The sequence below is a fragment of the Novosphingobium sp. genome, from assembly GCF_040398825.1.
GTDB lineage: Bacteria > Pseudomonadota > Alphaproteobacteria > Sphingomonadales > Sphingomonadaceae > Novosphingobium.
Genome location: NZ_JBBATI010000015.1, coordinates 1 through 10107 on the forward strand (window position 1 = coordinate 1; position 10107 = coordinate 10107).

Here is a 10107-nt window from a genome sequence, read left to right on the forward strand (position 1 = left end):
CCATCATGCTGTGGTGGTCGGGCGGGGCGGCGGGGCGGGTGGTCTGAGTCGCGCGATGCGCGACCTTATCAAAGGTATGGCCGCGCCCGCTGCAACCCCGGATCGGTCGCGCCATTCCGACGCTTAACCCCCGTTTCAAACCTGTTCCAAAACAGGACTGTGCCAAACCAGGCCCATCGGCGGCCAGCAAAATTAACGTTTCGTTTGCCGTTCGATCTTAGGCCGAAACGGTCAACCGGGGCCGTGGCACATGCCGTGTCCGGACCGGATCGGTTGATCGCGCATCGTGCTGGCAGCAATGAAACGGAAACCCTGGCGTTGACGGACATGGATCATCGGCAAGTCGGACGGGACAGCCTGTTTCTGATGGCTGATCTGCGCATCGGCGGCGAAGCGGGCGACCACCGGGTCAAGGTCCGCAACCTGTCGGCGCGCGGCATGATGGCCGAAGGCAGCGTCAAAGTTCAATCCGGCGCCGCGATCGAGGTCAATTTGCGCAATATTGGCTGGGTGCCTGGCCGGGTTGCCTGGATTCAGGACAGCCGTTTTGGCATCGCCTTTGCCGATGCGGTCGATCCGTTGCTGGCGCGGGCGCCCGCCACGACGGGCGCGGCCGAACACACCCCGCGCTACCTGAAATCGATCATCCCGCCGCCGGACCCAAAATCGCTGCGCAAGATCTGAGTGTCTGTTTCGTAAGCGGCGCGCACCGCCCTGCCGACATTTTGACGATTCAGCATCTGTGCACTGACCGCCGCGGCAAAGTCTGCTAACCTGCGGCCGTGGCGCGTTACCCAATGCTTTTTGCCAGCATCCTGCTGGCCCTGCCGGCCGCTTGCGGCCGATCCACCGCGGGCGTGCTGGATATCAGCGTGATCGGCGCGGACCCCGCCGCGAATCCTGCCCGGCATGCCACCAGCGATACTGCGGCCGATGGCGTGCTGGCCGCGACGCACGCCGGGCTGGTCGGCTTTGATGCCGAAGGCCGGCTTATCCCCGCGCTGGCCGAACGCTGGATCGTGACTGACGATGGGCTGGGGTACATCTTTCGCCTGCGCGATGGGCAATGGGCCGATGGCACGCCGATCACCGCCGGCGATGTCGCCGCCGCGCTGCGCCGCGCGCTGGCGCCGGCGGGCGGTGTCGGGACCGGGGGCGGGGGCGCGCCAAATGCCGGGGTCGGGCCTGATCGCATCGCCATCCGCAGCATCCGCGTCATGGCGCGCCGCGTCATCGAAATCGATCTGGCCCAGCCGCAGCCCGATCTGCTGTCGCTGCTGGCCCAGCCCGAACTGGCGGTGATCGCCGGCCCGCACGGGCAGCACCATGCCGGCCCGATGGAACTGAGCCGTGACGGTGCGCAGTGGCGCGCGCGGCTGGTGCCGCCCGACCGTCCCGGCCTGCCGCTGGTGCCCCCGCCCAATGTCAGCCGGCCCTTGCTGTTGCAATTTCAACCGGCACAGGCCGCAGTCGCGCGCTTTGCCAATGGCCAGGCTGATCTGGTGCTGGGCGGAACGTTTGACAGCCTGCCGCTGGCGACCCGCATCGCGATGGCGCGCGGCAATCTGCAATTTGATCCCGTGGCCGGGCTGTTCGGGCTGGATGTGGTCACCGCGCACGGGTTTCTGGCCGATGCCGCCAACCGTGAAGCCGTGGCGATGGCGATCGATCGCGCCGCGCTGGCGGCAGCGGTTGGCGTCGGCACCTGGCAATCGACCACCCGCGTGGTGTCGCCCGGACTGGATGGTGACAGCGGCGCGGTGGCGGAACGCTGGACGGACCAGACGCTGGACCAGCGTCGCGCCGTCGCGGCGGCGCGGGTCGCTGCCTGGATCACCGCCACTGCGCGTGCGTCAATGCCGGGCAATGCGGCCGCGCCGGTGCTGGTGCTGGCGCTGCCGACCGGGCCGGGGTCGGATATCCTGTTTGAACGGCTGCACGCCGATCTGGCGGCAATCGGCGTGACGCTGACCCGCGCCGCGCCGGCACAGGCGGCCGATCTGGTGCTGGTCGATACGGTCGCGCGTTATCCGCGCGCGCGCTGGTTTCTGGAACGGCTGGGCTGTGCCGGCCACGCCCAGGTGTGCAGCGCGCCGGGCGATGCCAGCGCGGCGGCGGCGCTCAGCGCCACCAATGCAGAGGCCGCCGCAGCACTGCTGGCCGATGCCGAGGCGCAGATTACCATGGCCAACGGGTTTATCCCGCTGGGGCGCCCGCTGCGCTGGTCGCTGGTGCGGGGCACTGTCGCGGGGTTTGCCCCCAATCCCTGGGGATGGCACGCGCTGCCGCCGCTGGCCACGGCCGACACGGGCGGCTGAAACCAAATTCAAAAATCGATGGCGATGCCGTTGCGTTCCCAATCGCCAAACCGGGTGGGATCGATGCCGTCGGGATCGTCACCGCGTGGCACCGCGCGCGGTTCGGGCGCGGGCGCGTTGGTCCAGTGCGCGGGCGGGGTAAAGGTCGCCGGGCGTTTTGTCGCGCGGGGTGTGGCGGGTGTGGCGGGATCGGTCATCCCGCACAGATGGGCGTTCGCGCCGCGTCATGCAATTGCCATATGGGGCCAATGCGACGATAGGGGGCCATGACCACACCGCCCCGTTCGCCCCGTTCCCCCGCACGACCCCGCACCAAATCCGCACCCCGGCGGCAGGACGATCCCGCCGATATTCCCGGCAGCGCGGCGCGGCTGGCGGCGCTGCGCATGATCGATGCCGTGCTGCGGCGGGGTGATCCGCTGGACCAGGCCGCGCCCCCCCTGCTGCGCCCCGTCCCGCGCGCCGATGACCGTGCGCTGGCGCAGGCGATCGCGCATGAAACCTTGCGCTGGCTGGGCGATCTGGATGCGTTGATCGACAGCGCCACGCAACTGATCCTGCCCGACGATGCCAAGGCACGCAGCGTGTTGCGGCTGATGCTGGTGCAGGTGTTGCGGCTGGGACTGCCGCCGCACGCGGTGATCGCCACCGGCCTGCCGCTGTTGACAGGCGGGCCACGGCGGCTGGCGCACGGTGTATTTTCCGCCATTCTGAACCGCAGCGATCCGGCGGCCACGCTGCCACCGGCGCCCACCCTGCCGCCAGTGGTCGCGGCGCGGTGGAGCTTTGCCTGGCCCGACCGCATCGCCGCGATCAGCGCCGGCCTGGCCGATCCGCCGCCGCTTGATCTGACGCTGGCCGACCCCGCGCAAACCGCGCATTGGGCCGAAGCGCTGGGCGGGGTCAGCTTGATGCCCGGCCATGTGCGGCTGGCGCGCGGGCAGGCGGTGGATGCCCTGCCCGGGTATGGCGAAGGCGCGTGGTGGGTGCAGGATCTGGCGGCCGCGATCCCCGCGCGGCTGATCGGTGCGCCGCCGCATGCGGGTGCGCGCGCGCTCGATCTGGGTGCGGCGCCGGGGGGCAAGACGCTGCAACTGGCCGCGGCCGGCTGGGCGGTGACCGCGCTGGACCGATCGCCACGGCGGCTGGAACGGCTGCACGAAAACCTGGCGCGCACCGGCCTGGCGGCTGATGTGGTGGCGGCCGATGCGCTGGCATGGGAACCGAATACACGGTTCGATGCGATCCTGATCGATGCGCCGTGCAGCGCCACCGGCACCTGCCGCCGCCATCCGGATGTTTTGCACCGCAGCCCGGCGCTGGATGACCTGGTGCAGTTGCAGGCAGAAATGCTGCGCCGCGCCGCCGGCTGGCTCAACCCCGGCGGCAGGCTGGTCTATGCGGTGTGTTCGCTGGAACCGGCCGAAGGCGAAGAGCGCGCGCACTTGTTTGCCGGCGCGCTGATGCCCGATCCGATTGCGCCGGACGAACTGCCAGCCGGCCTGTCGCCCGACGCCCACGGCTGGTTGCGCACCGATCCCGGAATGCTGGCCGACGCTGGCGGCCTGGACGGATTTTTCGCCGCCCGCTGGCGGGCGTAGGGGGCGGGGGTTACCCCAACTACTCCGTCTCCCCGGGCTTGACCCGGGGTCCCGCTTTGCTTGACCCGCGCGAATGCTGCTGTGAGTCACCTGGAAAAAGGCAGCGGGACCCCGGGGTCAAGCCCGGGGCGACGGTGAATGCTTGATACTCAGTCCTTTACCCCGGTCTCAAACCTTTACCCGCGCGGCAAAGCTTTTGCGCAGCTTGGCCAGTTTGGGCGGGATCACCGCGATGCAATAGGGGTTGCCCTGGCCTTCGCCCTGCCAATATTCCTGGTGGTAATCCTCTGCCGGGTACCACACCGCCGGGCCTTCGATGGTGGTCACGATCGGCAGTTTGTGCGTCGTCGCGGCGCGGGCGATGGCGGCCACGCACGCGGCGCGTTGGTCATCGTCGGCGGGAAACATGGCCGACCGGTATTGCGTGCCGACATCGTTGCCCTGCCGGTTGAGCGACGTCGGATCGTGGATCGCAAAAAAGATATCGAGGATCGAATCGAGATCGACCACCTCGGCATCGAAATGCACGCGAATGCCCTCGGCATGCCCGGTCTTGCCCGAACAGACCTGTTTGTAGGTGGGATTGGGTATGCTGCCGCCGATATAGCCGCTTTCGACCGCAGTCACGCCGATCACATCCTGGAATACCGCCTCGGTACACCAGAAACAGCCGCCGGCGAGGGTGATTTGGGCCATGACCTGTCCTTTGTGGTTGGTTGCTGCGCCCCAGATAGGATGCCCGCGGCGGCTTGTCATCGGCCTGGCGTTGAAACTGCCAGACATTGCACCAAAGTCGCGCTGCGTTAAAACGCGGCGCGACTTTGGTATTTTTGTTGTCGCATCGTTGTTTGCAAAAAACCGGTTCCCACTTTTTTGCACGATGCTCTAGAAGCACAACCCATGACCGACATCACCATCGCTGCGCTGCAGCTTGATCTGAACGACCCCGATCCTGCCGACAACATTCGCGCCGTGTCCGCGCTGGTGGAACAGGCGGCAGGCCTGGGCGCGCAAGTGATCCTGCCGCCCGAACTGTTCGCCGGTGCCTATTTCTGCCAGCAAGAGGATGAGGCGCGGTTTGCCCTGGCGCACACGCTGGAAACCGATCCGTCGGTGGCGGCCATGCGCAAACTCGCGCGCGCGCTTGGCGTGGCCATCCCCACCAGCTTTTTCGAACGCGACGGCCACCATTATTACAACACCATGGCGATGATCGGCGCCGATGGCGATGTGATGGGGATCTATCGCAAAAGCCACATTCCCGATGGTCCGGGGTACGAGGAAAAGTACTATTTTCGCCCTGGCAACACCGGTTTCAAGGTGTGGCAGGTGTTCGGCACGACCATCGGCGTCGGCATTTGCTGGGACCAGTGGTATCCCGAATGCGCGCGGGCGATGGCGCTGATGGGGGCGGAATTGCTGTTCTACCCCACCGCCATCGGGTCCGAACCGTATGATGATACGATCGATACCAGCCGCGTGTGGCGCCGCGCGATGCAGGGCCATGCGGCATCGAACTGCCTGCCGGTGATCGCCGCCAACCGCACCGGGGTGGAGGAAAACGGCCAGACCTTTTATGGCCACAGCTTCATCACCAACGAATATGGCGATCTGGTCGTGGACTATGGCGCGCAGGACACCGGCGTGCTGGTCGCCACGATTGATCTGGCGCAGGCGCGCAAACACCGCGCCGGCATGGGTTTTTTCCGCGATCGCCGGCCGCAGTTGTACACCCGGCTGATCCAGGATATCTGATCTGCGCCGTGACCGGTGACACAACCGCCACTGCGCCCGCACCAGACGCCAGCCGCTATCTGATCGCGCTGGGGTCAAACGTGCCGCACCCGCGCCATGGTGCCCCGCGCCGGGTGCTGCGCGCCGCGCTGGCCGCGCTCGATGCGCCCGATTGCCGGGTGATCGCCATCGCGCGTGTGATCGATTCAGCGCCGATCGGCCCATCACGTCGCCGCTATGCCAATGGCGCGGCGCTGGTACAGACGACGCTGGCGCCGCTCATGCTGCTGGACCGGTTGCAGGCGATCGAGGCCGCTTTCGGCCGGGTGCGGCGCGGTGCCCGCTGGCGCGCACGCACGCTCGATCTGGATATCGTGCTGTGGTCGGGCGGTGCGTGGCACGACCGCCGCCTGACCATCCCCCACCCCGAATACCGCCGCCGTCATTTTGTGCTGGCCCCCGCCGCCCAGATCGCCCCATCCTGGCGCGACCCCATCGATGGCACAAACGTGAAACACGCGCACGCCCGCTTGACCCGCCGCGCTGCTCTGCCTAAGGCGCCTGTCACCGCACGCCAAGTGCCGGGCCCATAGCTCAGTCGGTAGAGCAACTGACTTTTAATCAGTAGGTCGCTGGTTCGAATCCAGCTGGGCTCACCATATTTTTCAGAAATTCACATTGAGTGGCGCCAGGTCACTGCGTGTTCGCCGCTAACCGCAGTTCGCAATTGGCACTTCGGTAATCCAGTTCCGCCGACCTCTGGTGATCTTCCGCGAAAGACGCGACGTTAACCCCTGTGCGGTATAGCGCCTGGATGGTCGAGACTTCCTACAATGGCTACGATGGCCGGCAGCGCAGTGCCATCAACAAGCCGTTGAAAGCCTATCTCGCTGCGCTTGATCCTGCTGCGCCGCCGCATCCTTGCGGCCTGTGCGGTGACCCGGATCGCCCGGGGAACCAATGGCATTCGGAGGACTATTCCAGTCCGCAGACGGTTGCTCCGCCACAGACTTATCCCCTCTGCAACGCCTGTCATGGCCGTATCCACAAGCGATTCAAGGCGCCGGTGGGCGAATGGGAACTGTTCTGTCGCCATGTCGATGCGGGCGGCTATGGGCGCGAATTCACCGGTCTGTATGCGGCAACCACCCGTAAACGCATGTACGATGCCGTCGCAACTGGACGCCCTGTCGATGTGCAGGTCATCCGTCAGCGCCCGGAGGGCCCCGCCTGGTGGCGTGACCTGACTCTTGATCCCGAATCGCTGATAGCGGCATGGGCCAGACCCCGCCCGTTGCGGCCACGACCCGAACCAGACCATTTTCGCGCTGCCATCGAAGCTGCTCGATTGTCGCGTGCCGAAGCAGCGATTTTGTGTTTCCATGCCAATGCGCCGCGCCGCACAGTCACCATGCGCGCGGTCGCCAAAGCTGTGCTGAACAGCGATAAACCCACCGCAGCCAACCTGGCCTACGGTCGCCTTGCTCGCCGCCTTTGCCAACAGCTGCGATGGGAACCGGACCGTCGTGACGACGGCAGCCCGATCTGGATGAGCATGGTTACAGAAGGCTGGAACCCACCGTCGACGCCGCAGGCCCCACGCGAATACGAGCTGGTCATGGTGCCGTCGCTGGCAGCCTTGTTCACGGATTGCGGTTAACACGCGGCAGTTACGGCACTGCAAGTTGCCGCATCAAGCGCAAATCCCACCAAATCGCCACCAATTACGCCATCACCCCGGATTGCACCCCAGGTTCATTTCCGTGCTGTCGTGCTTTACAATGTGCACCGCGTCGCGCGCGGTGCCCGGCGTCAGTTCGGCGTGGAGGCCGCCGTCGAGATCGCTTTGGCCGGGGGTGTGGAAGGCGTTCTTGAATTTGCGCTCGCTGATCAGCATGCTTTCGTCCAGCGGTCTGCAGCCGGTGGATTTGGTCAGGCGCAGGCCGACCAGTTGCCCGTCGATGTCATAGATCTGGTCATAGCCGAATTCGGCCTTGATGTTTTCCAGATCCTTGATGCCGGGGCATTCCTTGCGCACCGCGGCGCACACGTCGCTGGTTTCGGGTTCCTGGTCGGCGGGCACTTGCCAGCGCGGGACGGGGGAAAACATAAAAGGCGGGGCCTGGTCGGCGGCCAGCGCGGTGCTGGCGGTCAGGATGGTGATGACTGCGATTGCCATGGTCCGCATGGGCCGCTCCTTCCCCGTCATGCGCCATTGCGGCGGCTGTGCAATGCGGCCGGCCAGGCGGATGCGCGGGTCGCCTGGCGAACAGCAGGATGCGCCTGATCGGGCCGATTCGCAAATGGTCCACGCGGCCATCCCCGCTGATGCGCAGTGATCAGTCCGGATCGCAGCGCAGGCTCAATTCCGTGGTGTCGGGCTTGCTGATGCGGATGGCGTCGCGGGCTGGGCCGGGGGCGGTTTCGGGCACATCGGCGGGGTCGAAATCGGTTTGTCCGCCCTCTTGCATCGTCGTTTTGAACTTGCGCTGGCTGATCAGCATGCTTTCGTCGATCGGGGCGCAGCCGGTGGACTGGGTCATGCGCAGGCCGACCAGATGCCCGTCGGCATCAAACACTTCGTCATAGCCAAACGGTGCGTGGATATATTCCACACCCTTCAGCGCGGGGCATTCCTTGCGCACGGCAGCGCAGATCTGGTCGGTTTCGGGTTCCTGGTCGGCGGGCAATTGCCAGCGCGGCACGGGCGAAAATGCGAACGGCGGGGCCTGGTCGGCGGCCAGTGCGGCGCTGCCGGCCAGCACGGTGACGATTGCGATTGGTGCGATCCGCATCGGTATGCCTCCCCCCCACCCAGGCCCTGCGGTCACGCGGTGCCGGGCGGCACGGCCAGGGCAGTGGCGCCGGTTGCCCGGCCCGGGCACGATGCCCCAGGGGAACACGGTTGGCAATTGGCAGCGGCCCCCCCTGCAACGCGCTGCGCGCGCCGCAGGGGTGCCGGAGCGGGGTCAGGCTGGCCTGCTTTTGCCGTCCAGAAAGTCCATTTTGCCAATCGCCACGCCGTGCATGCGCAGCAGCGCATAGGCGATGGTCATGTGGAAATAGAAATTGGGCAGGCTGAAATCGGTGACCAGCGACTGACCGGTAAAGGTCATTTCCATGCCCGGAAACTGCAGCGTGATGGCGGCGGTTTCGCGGCCGGCAAAGGCGGCTGGATCGGCAGTTTCCAGATAGGCCACGGTGCGCGCGATGCGGGTGCGCAATTCGGCCAGCGTGGTTTCTTCGTCGGGCATCGGGCTTGGCTCCATCTGGCCCAGCCGCATCACGACCAGCTTGGCCGTGTCACACGCGATCTGCACCTGGCGCGGCAGGGGCAGCATGTCGGGCGCGATCCGCGCCGCCATCAGCGTCGCTTCATCCACGCCACTGTCGGCCGCCTTGGCCAGCAGGTGATCAAGGCAGTGCAATTTGTGGATCAGCACCGGCACGGTGAACTCGTAAAGACCTGGCATCGAAAATCCTTGTCGTTGGCGTGCGCCGGAATCCCCGGCTTCGCCCGCGCCATGCGCGTTCCTGTGCGGCGGGGCAAGGTGGCGTTGTTTGCACGCGGCGGCCGCCGGATTTGCGATACGCTAAGACCTTTGGCGCATAATCGGCGGCGCAACCGGCCAGCGAATCATTGCTGACGGCATTTTTTTGCGTGCAGGGGCCACCGATGGTTGAACAGCAGTCTGCGCATTGGCGCCCGGCGGATGCCATGGACCATGGCGGGGCCGCGCGCGTGTCGTTGCTGGCGTTTGTCAATTTTGCCATCCTGTTGCCGACCGGCGTGTTTCAATACGGGTTCGGGCGGCTGGTCATGCTGGCGGTGTTCCTGCTGTTCCTGCTGACCTGGCTGGGCTGGCGGCACCGGCTGGCAGTGATCGAGGCATGGTTGTTTGCGAAATCCTGGGCGGTGCGGGCGGTGCTGGCCGGGGCGATCCCGCTGGTGGTGCTGGTCCAATCGATCCCGTCGCCACACAAAGTGCGCGTGGTGGAGGCGGCGGTGATGCTGGTGCTGACCACCTGGCTGACCGCGGACGCCGGCGCGGTGGAGCGGCGGTTTGGGCGCATGGCACGGCTGATCCCGATCATGCTGGTCATGCTGGCCTGCGCGGTGCCATTGCTCAATCTGGTCAGCGGGCTGTCGGTATACAAACTGTCGGATGTGGCGACCACCACGGTCGATGCCGCGCGGCTGGTGTGGGCGGGGCAGAACCCCTACGCCGCACAGATCGATGTCTATGGCGCGATCAACGCGCATGGGCCGGGCTATGGCGGATACAAATATCTGCCGCTGATGATCGCGGTCTATTTGCCGTTCATCCTGCCGTTCGGGCCCAATGCCGTGCTGTGGGTGGATGCGGCGACGCTGGCGGTGCTGGCCGCGCTGGTGTGGAAACTGGCGCGTGCCGCTGGTCGCACCGGCGTTGCTGCGCAAAGCGCGGATCGTG

General features: G+C 66.3%; 12 protein-coding genes and 1 tRNA gene. 8 read left to right on the top strand and 5 right to left on the bottom strand.

Annotated features, from left to right (window positions below; genetic code table 11):
• Together ABWP89_RS09290 and ABWP89_RS09295 are read left to right on the top strand one after the other, a co-directional pair.
• A partial coding sequence (locus ABWP89_RS09290; protein WP_353228814.1) for a PilZ domain-containing protein occupies positions 1-684 on the top strand: 684 nt, incomplete at its 5' end.
• Positions 685-797: 113 nt separating this feature from the next.
• Entirely contained in the window at positions 798-2318 is a 1521-nt protein-coding gene (locus ABWP89_RS09295) for an ABC transporter substrate-binding protein (protein WP_353228816.1), read from the top strand.
• Positions 2319-2326: 8 nt separating this feature from the next.
• Here ABWP89_RS09295 and ABWP89_RS09300 read toward each other — a convergent pair whose 3' ends face one another.
• Complete coding sequence (locus ABWP89_RS09300) at positions 2327-2515, bottom strand: DUF1674 domain-containing protein (RefSeq protein WP_353228818.1); 189 nt, start codon at positions 2513-2515, stop codon at positions 2327-2329.
• A 69-nt stretch (positions 2516-2584) separates the two neighbouring features.
• Here ABWP89_RS09300 and ABWP89_RS09305 point away from each other — a divergent pair, with 69 nt between their 5' ends.
• The gene (locus ABWP89_RS09305; protein WP_353228819.1) at positions 2585-3919 is read left to right on the top strand and encodes an RsmB/NOP family class I SAM-dependent RNA methyltransferase; all 1335 of its coding nucleotides are present in this window, start codon (positions 2585-2587) and stop codon (positions 3917-3919) included.
• Positions 3920-4087: 168 nt separating this feature from the next.
• On the opposite strand, the gene msrA is transcribed toward ABWP89_RS09305, so the two are convergent.
• Positions 4088-4615: a peptide-methionine (S)-S-oxide reductase MsrA gene (gene msrA / locus ABWP89_RS09310; RefSeq protein WP_353228820.1), complete on the bottom strand. Its 528-nt coding sequence runs from the start codon at positions 4613-4615 to the stop codon at positions 4088-4090.
• A 204-nt stretch (positions 4616-4819) separates the two neighbouring features.
• Between msrA and aguB the strand changes: the two genes are divergently transcribed.
• From aguB to ABWP89_RS09330, 4 genes are all read left to right on the top strand, one after another.
• On the top strand, positions 4820-5674 hold the full coding sequence (gene aguB / locus ABWP89_RS09315; RefSeq protein ID WP_353228821.1) for an N-carbamoylputrescine amidase: 855 nt from the start codon (positions 4820-4822) through the stop codon (positions 5672-5674).
• Positions 5675-5682: 8 nt separating this feature from the next.
• On the top strand, positions 5683-6246 hold the full coding sequence (gene folK / locus ABWP89_RS09320) for a 2-amino-4-hydroxy-6-hydroxymethyldihydropteridine diphosphokinase (RefSeq protein ID WP_353228822.1): 564 nt from the start codon (positions 5683-5685) through the stop codon (positions 6244-6246).
• Positions 6237-6312: transfer RNA gene (locus ABWP89_RS09325), tRNA-Lys, on the top strand. Before folK ends, ABWP89_RS09325 begins: the two co-directional genes overlap by 10 nt.
• A gap of 155 nt (positions 6313-6467) precedes the next feature.
• Positions 6468-7313 (top strand): hypothetical protein, encoded by an 846-nt coding sequence (locus ABWP89_RS09330; RefSeq protein WP_353228823.1) that lies wholly within the window; start codon positions 6468-6470, stop codon positions 7311-7313.
• 72 nt (positions 7314-7385) lie between these two features.
• Here ABWP89_RS09330 and ABWP89_RS09335 read toward each other — a convergent pair whose 3' ends face one another.
• The 3 genes from ABWP89_RS09335 to ABWP89_RS09345 form a co-directional block, all read right to left on the bottom strand.
• Positions 7386-7841: a hypothetical protein gene (locus ABWP89_RS09335; protein ID WP_353228824.1), complete on the bottom strand. Its 456-nt coding sequence runs from the start codon at positions 7839-7841 to the stop codon at positions 7386-7388.
• A 151-nt stretch (positions 7842-7992) separates the two neighbouring features.
• The gene (locus ABWP89_RS09340; RefSeq protein ID WP_353228826.1) at positions 7993-8448 is read right to left on the bottom strand and encodes a hypothetical protein; all 456 of its coding nucleotides are present in this window, start codon (positions 8446-8448) and stop codon (positions 7993-7995) included.
• A gap of 174 nt (positions 8449-8622) precedes the next feature.
• Complete coding sequence (locus ABWP89_RS09345; protein WP_353228827.1) at positions 8623-9126, bottom strand: DUF1993 domain-containing protein; 504 nt, start codon at positions 9124-9126, stop codon at positions 8623-8625.
• A gap of 203 nt (positions 9127-9329) precedes the next feature.
• On the opposite strand from ABWP89_RS09345, the gene ABWP89_RS09350 reads away from it, so the two are divergent.
• Positions 9330-10107 (top strand): hypothetical protein (locus ABWP89_RS09350; protein ID WP_353228829.1); only part of this gene is annotated, 778 nt, incomplete at its 3' end.